This is a genomic window from Streptomyces sp. NBC_00376 (genome assembly GCF_036077095.1).
GTDB lineage: Bacteria > Actinomycetota > Actinomycetes > Streptomycetales > Streptomycetaceae > Streptomyces.
Genome location: NZ_CP107962.1, coordinates 361757 through 378349, shown reverse-complemented (window position 1 = coordinate 378349; position 16593 = coordinate 361757). Strand labels below are relative to the sequence as shown.

General features: G+C 70.7%; 7 protein-coding genes and 1 pseudogene. 6 read left to right on the top strand and 2 right to left on the bottom strand.

The annotated features are described in order from the left end of the window. Positions 1–7 precede the first annotated feature (7 nt). Positions 8–3370 carry a LysM peptidoglycan-binding domain-containing protein gene (locus OG842_RS44820; protein ID WP_266738212.1) on the top strand — a complete coding sequence of 1121 codons (3363 nt, stop codon included), beginning with the start codon at positions 8–10 and terminating at the stop codon, positions 3368–3370. Between the two features lie 263 nt (positions 3371–3633). On the opposite strand, the gene OG842_RS44815 is transcribed toward OG842_RS44820, so the two are convergent. Next, a complete protein-coding gene (locus OG842_RS44815) occupies positions 3634–3900 on the bottom strand; it encodes a hypothetical protein (RefSeq protein WP_266738214.1) in 267 nt (88 codons plus the stop codon). Positions 3901–5842: 1942 nt separating this feature from the next. After that, positions 5843–6512, bottom strand: a pseudogene (locus OG842_RS45625) (DUF2637 domain-containing protein); the annotation flags it as partial. A 571-nt stretch (positions 6513–7083) separates the two neighbouring features. Between OG842_RS45625 and OG842_RS44805 the strand changes: the two are divergent. The 5 genes from OG842_RS44805 (at position 7084) to OG842_RS44785 (ending at position 16504) form a co-directional block, all read left to right on the top strand. Next, positions 7084–7218, top strand: a complete 135-nt coding sequence (locus OG842_RS44805; RefSeq protein WP_266738216.1) for a winged helix-turn-helix transcriptional regulator — start codon at positions 7084–7086, stop codon at positions 7216–7218. Positions 7219–7469: 251 nt separating this feature from the next. After that, entirely contained in the window at positions 7470–8447 is a 978-nt protein-coding gene (locus tag OG842_RS44800) for a hypothetical protein (RefSeq protein WP_266738218.1), read from the top strand. Between the two features lie 29 nt (positions 8448–8476). After that, a complete protein-coding gene (locus OG842_RS44795; RefSeq protein ID WP_266738219.1) occupies positions 8477–10501 on the top strand; it encodes a hypothetical protein in 2025 nt (674 codons plus the stop codon). Further along, positions 10498–11457 (top strand): AAA family ATPase, encoded by a 960-nt coding sequence (locus tag OG842_RS44790; protein WP_266738477.1) that lies wholly within the window; start codon positions 10498–10500, stop codon positions 11455–11457. Before OG842_RS44795 ends, OG842_RS44790 begins: the two co-directional genes overlap by 4 nt. Next, on the top strand, positions 11450–16504 hold the full coding sequence (locus OG842_RS44785) for an SAV_2336 N-terminal domain-related protein (RefSeq protein WP_266738221.1): 5055 nt from the start codon (positions 11450–11452) through the stop codon (positions 16502–16504). Before OG842_RS44790 ends, OG842_RS44785 begins: the two co-directional genes overlap by 8 nt. Positions 16505–16593 lie beyond the last annotated feature (89 nt).

Sequence of the window (16593 nt, the reverse complement as noted above, 5' to 3'; positions counted from 1 at the left end):
CCCCACCATGGCCCACCGCATCCCCGCCCCGCTGCGCGCCGCCGCAGCCCTGTTGCGGGCGCTGCTCGGCCTGGCCCTCCTGGTGGCCCTGGTCGGCGGCGTGCCGTACCTGCTTCTCAGGGTGGGCCACCAGCCGACCGAGCTCTCCGGCGGGCTGGACCTGCTGACCCAGCAGGACGACGGGTCACTGTTCCTTGTCGTCCTGACCTGCATCGGCTGGGTCGCGTGGGCGGCATTCGGGTTCTCCGTCCTGGTGGAGCTCGTGGCCGTGCTGCGCCGCCGCTCCGCCCCCCGCATCCGGGGCCTGGGCGGAATGCAGTCGCTCGCCAGTTTCCTGATCGGCGGCATCGTGCTGCTCGCCCCGACCGCCGCGTCCGCGGCCACAGTCACTCCCGCGGTCGCCGCGACCGCGACCCACACCGTCGGGCAGGACACCGGCAGCCCGTCGGCGAAGCACGACACCACGCGGACCAACCAGGCCGGGCTGCGGCACACCGTCACCTCCACCACGGAGTCACCGTGGGAGCTCGCCGAGACGTATCTGGGCAGCGGGCCCCGGTGGAAGGACATCGCGGCTCTCAACCCCGGCATCCCCGAACTCGCCGCCGGCGACCAGTACCTACCCAAGGGCGCGGTCATCACGCTGCCCGCCGATGCCCGGCCTCCCGCCACGCCCGAGACCGGGCCCGGCTCCCCCACCGCCACCCAGGCGGCAAAGACCTCGGCCAACACACAGGAAGAGGGCGCAGATTCCCCGAAGCCGTACACCGTCCGACCGGGCGACTACCTGTCAAAGATCGCCGACGAACAGCTCGGCGACGGAGACCGGTGGCCCGAGCTGTACAAAGCGAACAAGGGCGAGGAGCAGCCGAACGGGCAGGTCTTCGACGATCCCGACCGGATCTATCCGGGCCAGAAACTCGCCCTGCCCGGCCACAGCTCCGACTCCGGTACCAAGCCCCCCGCCCGGGACGACCACGAATCGTCGAAGCCGGCCAAGAAGGACCCTGCACCGCCGACACAGCCAACCCCGGATACCGAGCCGTCGGCGCCCGCCACCCCTTCCCCCGACCAGAGCCGGACTGCGGACCCGTCTGCCACGGTGACGCCCTCCCCCGCCGCAAAGACGCCGTCGCCCGGCAAACCGGCGCCGGAAGCCACCGCCGCCGCCAAGGACGGACAGACTACGACCGGGATGCGGGCCGGCATGGTCGGCCTGGGAGCCACCGGAGTCCTGGCCGCCGGACTCGTGGGCACCCTGGCCACCCGGCGGATCCTGCAGCAGCGCCGCCGACGCCGCGGCCACCGCATCCCGATGCCCTCCGGCCAGGCCGCCCTCACGGAAATCGCGCTGCGCAGCGCGGACGCCAGCGAGGAACTGACCTTGCTGGACCGGGCGCTGCGTACAGCAGCGGCGACCCTTGCCGAGGAGGGCCGGCAGCTTCCCGCCCTGGCCGCTGTGCAGCTCGGCACCGAGGGGGTCCGGCTGCACCTGGACGCGCCCGCCCCGGCGGTCGCCCCGTTCACCACCGATCCGTCGCAGAGCACGGTGTGGTGGTGCCCGGCGGACTCCGGTGAACTGCTGCCCCCGCAGGAAAGCCAGGAGGTTGATCCGCCCTATCCGGGGCTGATCGCGCTGGGTAAGGACGACCAGGGCGCGATCGTGCTCGTCGACCTGGAGCACACCGGCGCGCTCCACCTCACCGGCGGCCTGCGCGGCGAGGTCCTGCGGACCCTCGCGCTGACGCTCGCGCTCTCACCGCTCGCCGAGCAGCTCGACATCGCGGTCGCCGGAGAGGACACCGCTCCCGGACTGGCGATGGTGGACAGCGACCGGGTCACTCCGTATCCGGACCTGGCCGACGCGGTACAGGTCCTGCAGGCCCATCACGCGGAGCAGCAGCAGGCCCTGGACGGTCTCGGTGACGGGGCCAGCGGGGCGCCGGATCTTTCGGTGGCGGAGGTGGGCGGGCTGTGGCCGCTGGTCGTCGTCGCGGATCTGGATTCCTGCCCGGCGCCCGAGGGAACCCTGGATGTGCTGTGGGAGGTGCTGGGGCGGCAGCCTCGGTCGGCGGTGGCCGTGGTTACGAGCAGCACCGCCGTACTGGAAGCAGCGGGCGCAGCGTGGTCGGTGGACACCGATCTGCCGTACGTCACCGTTCCGGGCACCTCGGTCAGCGTCGCACTGTCGGTGTGCTCCGACGCCGAATACGCCAGCATCCTGGACGTCGCGCTCACCGCGGACGCACCCGGCGACGTCCCCGCCCCTGCACAGGAGCCGGCCACGGAGTCGGTGGGGAGTCAGCAGCCCTCCCCCGTTGTCCCTTCGGAGGCAGGGGCACCTTCCGCACGTGAGGCTGCAGAGCCGGTGAGCAAGCCGGGGCTGATGGCCGCTTTCGCCGATTTGGAGGACGAGGGCACCGACGACGAGGAAGACCCTGCCGCCCCGCCCGCCGGACCGGAGCCGCTGCCCACCGCATCGCCGTCCCCCGGAACTCCCGTCCTGCCGTCGCTGTCCAGCCCCGCCCCCCGGGTCAGCTCCCGGATCCCCGCACCTGCCGGCCCGGAAGAGGCCACACCCGCCCGCGACGAGGCCGTCCCTCTTCCCGAGCAGCCCGCCGGAGCCGGCGCCGACAGCAGCCCGGACCGCCCGCTGGTGCAGGTCCTCGGGACAGTCGATCTCCTCGGCGCCAACGGCACCATCAAGTCCAACCGGCGCACCCTCGCGCTGGAAATGACGGCCTGGCTGGTGCTTCACCCCGGGGCGAACCACCACCAGCTCGACGAGGTCCTCGCACCCGGCGGAATCGTCACCCGCGACACACGCAACACCCGCCTCGGAGACGTCCGCAGATGGCTGGGCGCCGACGCACAGGGCAACAAGCACCTCCCCCACGTGAGCACCCAGCCCGACAAGCTCTACCGGCTGGCCGGTGTCGGCTGCGACTGGGACCGCTTCCAGCAGCTGGCCCACTCCGGCCGAACCACCGACGGCCCGGCCGGCGATCAGCTGCTGCGCCAGGCTCTGGAACTCGTCCACGGCCGGCCGTTCTCCGGCATCCCGTCCCGCCGGTACGCGTGGGCGGAATCCCTGGCCCAGGAAATGATCTCCGCGATCGTGGACGCGGCCGACGACCTCGCGGAGCGGTACCTCGCCCGCGGGGACGCACGCAACGCCCTGTGGGCAGCCACCCGAGGCCTGGACGTCGCGCGGGAAATGGAATGCCTGTGGCGCCACAAGTTCCGGGCGCTGTCACTGCTTGGTGAAGAAGCCGCGCTCGAATCGTCGGTCCGGCAGCTCGACGAACTCCTCCTGGAGCTGGGCTCCTCCATGGACGAGGAGACGGAGCAGGTCCTCCGCCTGCTGTAGCAGGCCGCAGGCCGGACCGTCGGCTCCCCCTGCGCGGGGACGGCCGCAGGATGCCTCACCCGAGGCTGCTCGGGTGCCGGTGAACGCCGAAGGCTCTGCACTTCCGAGCGAAGTGCAGAGCCTTCGGCGCATCGGCCAGTTACAGGGAAAGCGCGCTGACCCAAATGCTGACCCAGTTGGAAAACTGCAGGTCAGCACGTGCCGGCATATGGCTGTGCGCAGCAGGGGCCGTAGGATCCGGCCGGGGCTGCGCTTATGTCACGTCACGCCGTTTCCTTGCGCTTGGACTTGGCGGCCTGGCGTTCCTCGGACGCTTTGGCGAGCCATCCGGGGTCGACCTTGTTGATGAGGTCACGAAGGTGCTGAACGTTGATGCCTGACTCCCGGGCAACGGCGGAGACGTGGCCGTACACGGTCGATTTCATGGCTTCAGTGACGGCAGCTTCGTACAGCTCGGTCCTGTAGCTGTCGGCGACCTTTTCCGCCTTCTCGACTCGCTTCCGCAGTGCGGCAAAATCCGGTTCGCTCATGGGGCGAGCGTGACACACCCACCACCACACTTCAAGTTTCACTGAAAGTTTTGCCGTCGTGGAGAGGAGACCGCCCGCCCCCCCCCCTGACGCGGCACCCGCTGCCACCGAATGGACCAGAACCGCCCCGGCCACATCCGGGAGACCGGCCTCCTGCTGGCGGCCACCTCTGCCGGCGCCCGCCCTGAGCGGCGGCCCGCCACGCCCACAGCGCCGGCCACAAGTGCCCGGCACAATGACAGACCGTCACACAGCACAACCGGAGACGCGGCTACGTTCCACCCCTCGCCGCCCAGATCCCCGACCGCCGAAGGCTCCCGCAGCAGGGTGGAAAACCCGCTCACCAACCCAGCCACCGCGCCGACCGCAAGGCCACAAGGAACGTGGAAAATTCCACCCCCGACCGCGCCCGTCGCAGCGACGCCGTGCCCGTTTTCCACCTGGCCGCTCCCACACAGAACGACCTGTCCCCCACTGCTGGCCACGGCCTGCCGACAGCACCGCCCGCCCTCTCGACGAGCAGTGACAGCAGCGCGGAAGACGCGAGCAGGGTATGACCCAAATGCTGACCCACACTGGAAAATTGCAGGTCACAGCATTCCACCCCCTGAGCCGACGCCAGGCCTCACCCCAGCACTCCCCGGCCGCACACCCGCTGCTCCAATGCCGGAAAGCAATGGCCCCGGATGCGCCTGCGGGGCCGGGACAGCAGACGGGGGTGGGGGTGAAATCCGTGGATTCCACCCCCACCCCCGTGCAGCGCTCCGGGCAGCTCGCCCGCATTCCACGGTGGTGGAACGTCACACACCGGCGGCCCGTTTGATCGGCCCGAGGTACTTCCGCACCGTGCCCTCCTGGTAGCCGCAGCGCTCCGCCAGGACTGGAGCAAGAGCCTTCGCCGAACGCTTCTGCTCCTCCGGTGACAACTGCCTGTAGTGGAATTCCACCCGTGCCGGGCAGGTCAGGTGAGAGCCGTCCTGCTGCTCGACCTCGCTCTCACGGATGTCCGGGGCCGACTCCTCGGTGTCGGGCTCGCCCTCATCACGGGGCTTCGGGACCCGCACCTGAACAACGCTGCGGCCGCTACTCTCCCGCCCGGACGCGTGTACGGCGCGCTGTTCCATCGGCCGCGTTTGATCCTGCTGGCCAGCAACGAACCATGGCGGTGCACCGAGCTGCTCCTCCGGGTCGTCATCGGGTCCGCTCGGGAGAGAGCCCTGATCGTCGCTCTCCTCACCCTCGTGATCGGGGGCCGTCTCGACGGTCTGGTCCGCTTCCGCCCGTGCCGGACCGGCCTCGCCGAGGTTGTCGTCGCCGTTGTACCGAGCTCGGTGTTGCGGAGCAGGCCCAGTCCCGTCGTTGCCCTGTTCATGCTCCTGGAACAGGACGACGTAATCCCGAAGTTCGTCTGCGGTGACGGGCTGCCCGGTGGCGCCGAGGATGCCGTCGCGCTGGTACACGTACTCAGCGAGGGCGCCGGCGTCAGGATACGAGCCTCGTTCCGCCGCGTACGTGAGCCAGGCGTTGTAGAAGTAGTCGGTCCATGTCTCTTCTTCGGATGCGTCCTGGGAAGCACCGGGGCCGGACCCGCCGTCGGGTGCGGGCGCGCCGCGCTGCTTGAGCACCTGCAGCAGGGGCCTGATCTGCTCGTCGGACAGCGGGTCTCCGGCTGCTGTGGCGATGCCGTACCGGTCCTGGAGCCAGAGTGCGAACTGCGCACTCGTCGGCTCGGAACCATAGGCGCCAATCCAGGCCCGGTAGGCATCCGCGAGACGTCCGCCGGCCCTGGCATCGTCCGGTGCCGGTTCGGGCTGCCGTACAGCGGCTACTGAAGGCACCTGGAATGACGGATGCAGTTCTCCGGCACGCAGCTGCGTAAATTCCATCTTCTGCGCGGCAGAGGTCTCACCGGCGGGGCTCTGCCTCTGCTTCGGGACCCGGGCGGCCTGGGCCGGGGCCGGGGGGAGCAGGGCGGGTTCGATGCCCGCGGCGGCGAGGCCGGCCTGGGCGGTCTCGGCCAGCGGGACGCCGTACTTCGCCAGGCGCAGCGGCATCAGGGACTCGACGGGGGCCTTGCGGCGCCAGTTGCGGCCGAAGCGGGCCTGGAGGCGGGCCTGGTAGATCAGCCGGTCCTGTTCGAGCTTGATGACCTGCTCGTAACTGCGCAGCTCCCAGAGCTTCATGCGGCGCCACAGCTTGAACGTCGGTACGGGGGAGAGCAGCCAGCGGGTGAGGCGGACGCCCTCCATGTGCTTGTCGGCCGTGATGTCGGCGATCCGGCCCACCGCGTGGCGGGCGGCCTCGACGGAGACCACGAACAGCACCGGGATGACGGCGTGCATGCCGACGCCGAGCGGGTCGGGCCAGGCCGCGGCTCCGTTGAAGGCGATCGTCGCGGCGGTCAGCAGCCAGGCGGTCTGGCGCAGCAGCGGGAACGGGATGCGCAGCCAGGTCAGCAGCAGGTCCAGGGCGAGCAGGACACAGATACCCGCGTCGATACCGATCGGGAAGACCAGCGAGAAGTCCCCGAAGCCCTTCTGGAGGGCGAGTTCGCGCACCGCCGCGTACGAACCCGCGAACCCGATCGCGGCGATGAGCACCGCTCCGGCCATTACCACTCCGATGAGTGCCCGGTGTGTACGGGTCAGCTTCGGGCTCGGCCCCGTCCCCTCGGCCACGTCAGCCACGTCTCCTTACTCACCTGCTCACCTGAATGTTCTTCACCCTCCCATGCACACCAGTCCTATCACCCGGTTATGGCGCTTCATGCGGCACACCGTGCACCAACCGTGACCGCGCCAGGCCGTTCGTAACGGCGGCAGACGGGACGCGGCTGCCAGGGGTGATGCACGCCTTCTACGAGACCTGTCCAGACCCCGCAGCAAATCGCGCAATCCCCACTATCTCCAGAAGTCGCACCTCCAACTGGCTCCCGCTGAGCGGCCCAGACAGCACCACGTCACCGGCCCCTTCACACGAACAACCACCACCGCCCCGACCACCGGCCGAGGTCGTGCTTCCAGGAGGAGTTCGTCGTGCCCACGTACGAGACCACGTCCCGCTTCGCCCCCTCAGCTGGCTGCGCAAGATCAGCGCGCTCGATCCCGACGAGGAGAACGCCCTGCGTATCCCTGCCGCCGCACCCCTCCCAGCGCCCGTCGCCCCCGACCCGCCGACCTGGCCATGCTGAACGTGCTGCAACTCGACGGCCGGGCCTCCCTCACCGAACTGCAGACCGTCGGCGGCCTGTCGGAGACCGCGGCCAAGCGGCGCCAGGAGCGGCTGCGCGCCACCGGTGTCCTCCATCTGGCCGTCTAGTACGACCACGAGCCTCTCGGACAGGGCGTCGAGGCCTTGTGCTGGCTTACCGTCGCTCCTCACGCACTCGCGCACACGGGCCGGGCCCTCGCGCAACACCCCGAGGTACGTTTCGCCGCAGCCCTGACCGGGCGGACCAATCTCGCCCCGGCGCCGCCCTCCGCCCGTCACATGGCTGATTCACGCCCCGGGGCCATGAGTTGTCGCTAGGGTTCACCTGATTGTCGGAGCAAGGTACTTCGGGGGCACGAGTGAGCGTTTCGGGCACTCCTCAACTGGTGTTCGTCCACGGGATCGGCGGCCTCCGGGACGCCGCGCGTGAACGACGTGAGTGGCTCGCGGCCCTGGCCGAGGGAGCACGCGGAGCTGGACACGCCGACGCGGTCTCCGGGCTGACGCAGGGCTGGCTGGCAGAGGTGCGCTTCGCCGACTACAGCGACCTGTTCACCGACGCCGAGTCCCAGGGAGACGGAGCCAGGACGCTCGGCGAACAGGAGGACGCCGCCTTCATGACCGAGTTCGTCGAGGCGCTGGTCGACGAACTCGCCCGGCAGGCCCTGGAGCGGGGGGACCGGCGGACGGCAGCCGTGGCCGAAGACGCCCGCGCGCAGTTGCCGGGCGACAACGAGGACGAGGAGCAGGGCGCCGGAGAGCCGTTCCGTGTTCTCGGGAGGGTTCTGACGACCCTGTTGCAGGTACCGGGGCTGCGGGGGTCCGCGCAGTGGGCGAGCGGCATACCGCTGCTGTGGCACCTGGCCCAGGTCGGGCGCTACCTCCGCAGGCGGGAAGCCGACGGCACCCGGCGCACTCTGGACGCTCGGATCCGCGAGCGGGTACTGAAGGGGACCGATCCCGGCCGGCCGCTGATCATGGTGAGCCACTCGCTGGGCACCGTGGTCGCGTTCGAAGCGCTGCGCGACCACAAGGGGCCGGTTCCGTTGCTGATGACGCTGGGATCCCCGCTGGCCACCGGGGCGGCGGTGCTGCAACGGCTGGTGCCGCAGCCGCCCCGCACCCCCGACCGCGTCGAGCGGTGGCTGAACTTCTGGGACCGCGACGACATCGTGGTGGGCCGACCTCGCCTGGAGAATTGGATGCTGCCCAACGCGGCGGGGGTCCTACCGGTGACCAGTCGCGTGAATTCCGACGGTCTGTGGGTCCACACGGCAACGAAGTACCTCCGACAGCCGGGCGTCGCCGGGCCCTTGATCGAAGCGCTGAAGAGGTGACCGACGAGCGACGCCGGCACGTTGTCGTTGTGGGTGCGCAGTGCACGGCCATGGGCAAGCTGTCCCGGCTGAGGAAGGCCGCCCAGGATCTGCATGCCGTGCTGACGGACCCGGCGCTCGGGGCCTGTGCCCCTCGCGCTGGCGAGCACGGTTCCCTCCTGGTCGGCTCGACGCTCACCACCGAGGATGTCCTCAAGGCCGTGCACGAGGCGGTCCGGTGCGCGCGGGAGGACAACGCCGTCCTGGTGGTGGCGCTGCTCGGACACGGCTTCACCCCGCCGCAACAGGCCGACCTGTACTACATGGTCGCCGGGTCCACGACCGGAAGCACCATGTCCGCGTTGCACGTGGGCCAGTTGCTCACAGACGCCGTCGACGAGCCCGGGGTCGAGGGCGTGATCGCCCTCGTCGACACCTGTCACGCGGCCGGCGCGATGCCGGACGCGGGGCGGATCGCGGGCGGGGTCAGGGCCGGCCGTACGAGACTGTCCGTCCTCACCGCCGCGGCCGCCGACCAGGCCGCCCGGGGCATGCGCCTGTCCTTCGCGCTGGTCGAAGTACTGCGGGAGGGTCTCGCCGGAGCGGGCACCAAGGTGTACGCGGACAGGCAGCTCACCAGGAAGCTGCGCAGCCGTGTCGTCGGGCAGGCCGTGGGACGGTTCGAGTACGACAACGACCCCTTCGTCGCCGAGGGGCTGTGGCTGGCCCGCAACGTGGGCTCCGCCCCCGGTGCAGCAGGCGGCCCGGTGGGGCCGGTGGGCCTGCGGGACCTCGAAGAAGCCGTGTCGATGTGGCGGGCCGACATGCGGCTGCCGACGCCTCTGACGCGCGGGGAGCTCGATGGTCTGCACACATTCGCCCAGGAGGGCCAGGTGGACGACGTGGCCGACCCACGGTGGCGCGCCCGGGTCATCCAGGTGGTGGCCACGCTCCTCACGTGTGCCGATACGGTGGCGCTCCTCAACACGGTGCTCGCCGACGTCCTGACCAGCGAACTGCTGCGTGACGCACGCCAGTTGGCGGGGCTTCCTCCCGACGCGGAGGGCGCCGAGCTGCTGCGCGACCTGGTCGAGTACGCGGCGCTGCGTGTGGAGGGCGTCGATGAGCCCCGGTGGAAGGCGCCTGCCCGGTTCGTCGCAGCCCTCGCCGAACTGTGTGGTGAGGCCGAGGTCGACGCACAGCTGCGGCAGTGGGCGCGTGGCCTCGGGGCGGTCACCGAGTTTAACGATGCCAGGACTGAGCTCGCGCGGAAGCGGCAGCAGGGGGAGCTGCGCCTCGTCGTCAGCCTGGCCGGCGCGTTGACCGGCTGGCCGGAGGAAGTGGATGCCTGGCTCGTCGGTACCGGGGAGCGGCTGCCGGTACATCAGCGCTTCCGGTGTGGGTCCGCGGACCGCCTGGGCACGGGCCGGGCGATCGGTGCCGTGCTCGCGTGGGCGCGCGACCGGCTCCCCTCGCCGGAACAGCTGGTCAACGTGGACGTCGCAGCCCCCGCTCACCTGCTGGCGCGCTGGCAGCCCGAGGAGGCGAAGGTCGGCCATCGCCTCCTCGGGGTCAACCACGACGTCGTGGTCCGGTGGAGCGGCCGTATGGATCCGGCCGAAGAGAATGCCGAGATGAACGACGCTGCCCGTAAGACCCTGCGCGGCATGACCGCCGCCGTGGCGGTGGAGTGGATCGGGGTGTCTGTCCTGGACGACCGGCAAGGGCTCGAACGGGGCCTCATGACCGGCCGGTATGACACCGTGGTCGGGCTCGACCATCATCCCGACAGCCTGCAGGACACCCTGGAGCAGCTGCTGCCCTACGCTCCGATCATCCTGTGGCCGCGCTCGGACACCCGGGCGACCGATGCCCTGCGGGCCCTGGTTCAGCAGAGCTGGCACAGCCTTCCTGACGGCCTGGCCGCCGCCTACCGGCAGCGGTGGTCCGCGGAACACAAGGACTGCGGGACGTGTCTGGGGGACGTTCGCGCGGTCTGGCACGACGAAGCCTGGCTGGAATTCTGCCGACCCTTCGAACAACGCGTCGTGGTCGGCCCCGAGGAGGAATGGTGAGCTGGAATCCCTATTACCGCGGCGACGGCAAGCAGCGGGACACTCCGCTGGCCGATCCGCCCCCGTGGCGCACGTTCCCCCGTACGCCGCAGCACCGGCAGTACCAGCCACCGCCTGGTCTCGTGGACGCGGTCAACACGGCCCTACACCTGCGCCGGCCACTCCTCGTCAGCGGACCGGCGGGATCGGGCAAGTCCACCGTGATCGAGCAGGTCGCTCACGAGCTGGACCTCGGCCCTGTGCTGCGCTGGCACATCACGTCCCGTAGCTCGCTGACCGAAGCCCTGTACCGTTACGACGCTTTGGGGCGCATCCATGCCCAGAGCCTGCGCGCCGCGACGCCGCACGGACGGGCGGGCAGGGCGGCGGGGCACGGGCGCAGCCGGGACGACATTTCCCCCTTCCTCCAACTGGGTCCGCTGGGTACCGCTCTGCTGCCCGGGGAGCGGCCGCGCGCCCTGCTCATCGACGAGATCGACAAGAGCGACCTGGACCTGCCCAGCGATCTGCTGGAAGTGCTGGAGCGCGGTGAGTTCGAGATCCCCGAACTCGTACGGTACCGCCGCCCCCGCGTCCTGGTCCGGCAGTGGCACAGCGACGAGGAGCACTCCGTCGAGCGCGGTCGCGTGCGGTGCACGCAGTTCCCGTTCATCCTCCTGACCAGCAACGGCGAGCGGGATTTCTCACCGGCCTTCCTGCGGCGCTGCATCCGCTACGCCATGCCGCCGCTGGACGAAGGACTACTGAAAGGGATCGTCCAGGCTCACTTCGACGATGTGCCTGACAGTGTCGAGAAGCTCGTCACAGCGTTCGCCGGGCGTGTCGGTGCGGGCGAGCATCTGGCCATCGACCAGTTGCTGAACGCCGTGGCCCTGCTCACCGGCGACCACGCACCCGCACCGGACCAGTACAAGGAGCTGCGCAAGCTGATCCTGCGTGAACTCTCCCGTGCCTGACGCTCTGGCCCGCCTTCTCCAGGCGCTGAGCCGGGTGTCGCTGCCTGCCGGGGCAGACGCGGGCACCCTCGCCGACGCGGTGTGGCTGGCGGCCTCCGGTGTCGTCGGAGAAGGCGGCGTACCGTCGACGGCCGTCCATGCCGACGAGATGACACCGGACCCGGCGCCCGACGTGGTGGCGGGTGCCGACGGGGACGCGCCCGAGAACGTGAGGGCCGCCGGTGCACCGAGCAGGGGAAGCGCGGAGCTGTCCCTGCGCCGCTCCGGGACGGGTACGACAGTGCGCGGTGTCCCCCTGTCCCTGGGGCGCGCCGATCCGCTGCCGGACGCCTTGGCCGTCGGCCGTGCGATCCAGCCGTTCCGCAGGCCGTGGCGGCGTGGTGGGCGCAGTCGGCTGGACATCGAAGCCACCGTGGAGCACTACGCACGCGGAGGCCCCCTGGTCCCGCTGTTCCGCCCTGCTCCGGAGCCCTGGTTCGAGGCGGTCGTCCTCGTGGACTCCTCCCTGAGCATGAGCGTGTGGGAGGAGACCTCACGCGCGGTGATCCGGCTCCTGACCGCTCTGGGAGGATTCCGCGCTGTCCACACCTGGCGGCTGGAGTGGCAGGGACCCGAGCCGCGTGTACTCGACCACCACGGGCGCGAGGTTCGCGGCGCGCGCGTCCCCCACCACGGCAGCGGCACCCAGGGCAGGCGCCTGGTCGTGGTGGTCTCCGACTGCGCCGCCCGCGGCTGGCACACCCCGGCGCCCTGGCTGCTCCTGCGCGAGTGGGGCGAGCAGATCCCGGTGGCGCTGCTCGACCCGCTGCCCCCGCGTCTGTGGCGCCGCTCCGCCCTGAACTTGACCGCCGTAAGCGTGACGGGTGGTCGGGCAGGCAGTCCCAACGGTTCCCTCCGCTTCACGGTGCCGCCGCGGCTGAGACCTCGAGCGTACGAAGAGGATGACAAGACCGCCGGGTCGTGGTCCGCCCTGCCCGTCGTGTCGTGCACCCCGCACTCCTTGGGCGCCTGGGCGAACACCCTCATGCGCAGCGACCCCGCTGGATGCGGCGCCGTCCTCGTCCCCGCCACCGGCCGCCTCCCCGAGGGGCGCGCGGGATCGGCTCCGGCCCGGCAGCCCGATCCCGCCCTGCTGGCCGAGGCGTTCGCCCATACGGCGCCGGCCCCCGCCGTGCGCCTGGCCGTCCTCTGCTCCGGCCTGCGGGAGCTGCCCCTTCCCCTCCTGCACGTGCTGCGCGACCAGGCGGTCCCCGCGGCCACGTATTCCGATCTGGCCGAGGTCCTGACCAGCGGCCTGTTCGTGATACGGCGCGACCCCGGCGGTGATCCGGTGTTGGTCCTGCACGCTGCCGCCCGGACGTATTTGCGCACGCACCTGACGACCCACGACGAGTGGCAGACCCGAGCCGCCTTCAGCCGGCACGCCGCCGCGCATCCGTATGCTCCGCAGGGCATCGCGGCCGTCCTGCACGACGCGTGGGCAGCGGACGAACTCCCCGTGGCGGATTCGCCGTTGGCGGACTCCGTCACCGTGCCTGCGCGCTCGGTCGGTCGCGGGCAGACAACAGAGCGCCCGATCCCCGGCAAAGGACGTGCGGGTGGGGCGGCCGGTCCGGACGACGAGGCGTCGATCGTCGCAAGTGACATTGGGGATGCGGTGCAGAGCCTCATGGGCCCTGCCGTCGACACGCTCCGGGATGCCAGAATCCTTTTGCGGCACCTGATCGCATACACGCGCTCTGCGCTGTCGTCTCCCCTGGGCGGCTGGCCGGGGCGGGACACCTACCTCGACGGTCTCCGCACGGCGGAAGGCCCGCTCAAGCCTGTCGATGTGGTCGACGATCTCAGCAGGTACCCCTCCACCGAGGGTGTCGACCTGCGAAGGCGGCCCCAGGAGGACGACGCGACCGGGCAAGGCCTGGTGTGGCACGCCCCCGGCGGCCCCCTGCATGTCACGGTGGAGGACGCGCTCGGGAGCGGCGCGGCAGCCTCCTCCCTCATCGAGTTCAGGATGCTTCTCGACGAGTCGGACAAGCCCGACGGTCTCGCGCCTCTGGACCGGTCCGTGACCGTGGTCGAGCGGGAGGCTCCTCAAGCGGGCGTGGCCGTTGTCTTCCTCCTCCAGACCCGGTACGGCGCGGCTCCACCCGACAGCCCGGCCGCGCTCGCCGCCGCCCTGCGGACACTGCACAGGCGGGCCGGCAGTCCGACGCACTCGGAGATGATCGGGCGGGCCGCCCAGGAGTCGCCTCCGGTGTCCCTCCGGTCCACCACCTTGTACGAGTGGTTCGCCGGAGGGAGCGTTCCGACCGACGGAAAGGCCTTCGACTGGCTGACACGCCATCTCGTCCGACAGGCGGAGCCGGAAGGCGACGGCGGCCGGACGCTGTTCCGGCTCGCCGCGCTGCGCCATCACGCTGCCGCGGCGGAGAAACGGCGAGGCCGCAGACCGTCCGGACGACACTCACGACTCGGCCGTCCCGTCGCAGAACTCGTCGAGGACGCCGAGAGGCTGGAACTGGCCCCGTACCAGGTGCGCGACAGCGACCTACGGCTACAGGCCGTCGTGCGGGACTGCGCCGCCGGGGCCAGCGTGATGGCTCTGCTCGTGGGGCCGCCCGGCTCCGGCAAGAGCCGGGCGAGCGTTGAGGCCGCGCGCCTGCTGCCGCGCGACTGGTGGCTGTGGGAGCCTTCCTCCGGTGCCGAGCTGGAAGCGGCCCTGGATGCCCCGTCCACGATCGGCCCGTGCACGGTGATATGGCTGGACAAGGCGGAACGCTACCTCCTGGACCGGTCGGACGGCGGCCGGGGTGAGCGCATCGCGTCCGGATTGCGGTCCCTTCTGCTCACGGTCGATCGCGGTCCCGTACTCGTACTGGGATCGCTGAGGACCGAGGACGGGAACACCCTGGCGAACGTCCCCGGAGCCACCGACGACGATCCTCACGTGCAGGCGCGCACCCTGTACGAAGAGAGCCTGGTCTTCGAGACCCTGCCGACGGGTGACAGCGCGGTCGAGCGGTATCTCTCCGGGACGGGCGTCGAACGCGCCGTCATGGACGCCGTCGTGGATGCCGCGATCGATGCCCGCCGTTGCGGACACGGCCCTCTGATGTCCGGCACACTCCTCGCGGAGGGCGCCGTGGACTACCTCGGCACCGGGTCGGCCCCGTCCATTCCGGGGGATGTCCCTGTCGACGCCCTGATCGGCATGGGCCTGTCCCCCGTGCCGCCGGCGGCGCACGACGCGGGCGGCTCGCGGCCGCACTTCCGGCTCTCGGACGACATCGTGCGGCACCGACGTGAGCTCCGCCGCCGTCTCGCCCCGCCCGAAAGCCTGTGGAACGCCTTGGCCGAGCACGCGTCCGCACCGGACCTGGAGGCCATCGCCCGGGCCGCGCGCGAACGCGGCGACACGGAGCATGCCGAGCGCTTCCGCGTTCTCGCGGATTTCGCTCAGGGGGGACGTGAGCCGTCCGTCGTCCACGCGAATGCCGCTCCCGCGCTGCGCAAGCTGCTCCGGCGCACCGATCTCACACCAGCAGAGGCACGGGCCGCCGCCGACCAGGCCCTGGCCTGGCTGCGCGCCGACCAAGGCACCGAGAGCTCCCAGTACGTGCTCAACGGTCTACTGCCACGTACCGGCCTGTCCCGGGAACAGACTGCAGAGGTTGTGCACCACGCGCTGGGCTGGCTGAGCGTACACGGAGGCATCCAGGCCGGGGCGTTCGTGGTCGCCCCCCTCCTCGCGGTCACCGGACTGGGCGAAAGCGAGGCACGACAGGTTCTGGAGTACGCCATGGGGTGGCTCGACGTCCATGGCGGGAGTCTGTCGGCGCAGTTCGTGCTACGCCCCCTGCTCCGGCACCGCGAGCTGTCAGAGGAACAGATCCACAGCGTCGCAGACCGCGCGTTGAACTGGCTGGACCTGCATGGCGGCCACCGCACCAACCAGTTCGTCCTGAGTGCCGCACTGCGCAGGGACGACCTGCCGCCGGAGCTGCTGACCCGGTTCGTCACCCTGGGCATCGACTGGCTCCGGGCGGTCGGCATCGACTCGTCGGCCAAGTTCGTCCTGCGCCCCTTGTTGCAGCGCACCGACCTCACCCCCGAGGAGGCGCGTGGGACCGTGATTCCGGCGATGCGCTGGCTGCGACGTCACGGCACCACCCGCGACGCCCAGTTCGTCTTCAACGCCCTGCTGTACAGGGAGGACCTCGCCCAGAAAGAGGCACGGGAAGCCGGGGAGATGGCGCTCAACTGGTTGCGTGCACACAGCAGCGATCCTTCGGCCCGGTACGTGCTGCGCCCCCTGCTGGAGCGCAGCGACCTGGGGCGGGTACTGACCACGCTGGCAGTGGAGGCCGGAACGGAGTGGAGTCGCGCCCGTCTCAACAATGGGGAATCGGACGCGGGTGTCCAGCAGCCGCTGAGTCAGCACGCCGATGCACCGGGCCCCGTGCGGAGATATGTCGTGCTCGTAGCCGAGATCTCGGGCTTCTCCGACGCCGAGACGGCCGTCCAGGTCGACCGGCAACACGCGCTGCACGCTGTCCTTGGCATCGTGCTCACCAACGTGTCCGACGTGCACTGCGAAAGGCGCCGCACAGGGGACGGCGAGATGCTCCTGTTCTTCCCCCACGAGACCCGTCGCGCCAGTCTCGTCCGGGATCTGCTCCGGCACGTGGAAAGCGCTCTGCACGACCACGCCGTATCCGGAGAGCTGAGACTGCGCGTCGCTCTGCACAGTGCGGAGATCGGCAGGGACGAGCAGGTGTGGCGCGGTCGAGCGTTCGTGACGGCTACCCGGCTGGCGGACTCACCGGCTCTGCGTGCCGCTCTCGACGCGGGGGGCCGATCGCCGGTGGCCGCGGTGGTGTCGGAGGAGCTGTTCGCCATTGCCTTCCCCGAAGGGGGGCCCCTGGCCAATATGTTTCGCCCCATCCACGTGACGACGAAAGAGGACCTCGTACGAGCCTGGATCTCGGTCGCCGGATTCGAGGAACCGCCCGGCATCGAGGCGTGGACCCGCCGGGCTCAGAGGTAGCTCATGGCCGAACGGTCGAGGGCCGGTCGCGGATTTCTCCGAAACCGGCCCTCGATCTACCACTCTCACGAGTCGGGGCGAAACGCAGG